This window comes from Pseudomonas siliginis (assembly GCF_019145195.1).
Lineage (GTDB): Bacteria > Pseudomonadota > Gammaproteobacteria > Pseudomonadales > Pseudomonadaceae > Aquipseudomonas > Aquipseudomonas siliginis.
The window spans coordinates 1-438 of sequence record NZ_JAHSTW010000038.1 but is presented as its reverse complement, the minus strand read 5'-3'; the positions used below and the strand labels follow the sequence as shown (position 1 = coordinate 438).

Here is a 438-nt window from a genome sequence, read left to right as displayed (position 1 = left end):
GCCCCTGGCTTGAACGAGCCTGAAGATGACGGACTTTCGCCCAGGTTCAGCGGCACGTGCTGGCCGGGTGCAACCGTGAACATTGAGTACAGCGACGAAACCGGCATTGTGCACAAGGGCATTGTCAGTTCAGACGCGTGGCAGTTCAGGCGCGACAAAGAGTTTGCCCTGGATATCACACATACCGTCACAGTGACCCAAGTCGCCGCTCAGCAAACTTCGCAGCCGACGTCCACGACCTTCGTTGTCAGGAGAGCAATGGTCACGCCAGTGATTACCCAGCCGCCGGACGGCTCGGAAGTCGGTCGTGCTGTAACGGTCGAGGGCACGATGGGTATGGTGGGCGCCACTTTGCAACTGCGCGACAAGCAGTTTGATCGGCCCTTGGGCGATCCGAAAATATTGAGTCAGGATGGCGACTGGTCGATTGACCTGAGC

1 pseudogene is annotated in these 438 nt (G+C 58.7%); it reads left to right on the top strand.

Going from position 1 to position 438, the window contains the following annotated elements:
* Positions 1-75: 75 nt before the first annotated feature.
* Positions 76-438: pseudogene (locus KVG87_RS25745) on the top strand (hypothetical protein); the annotation flags it as partial.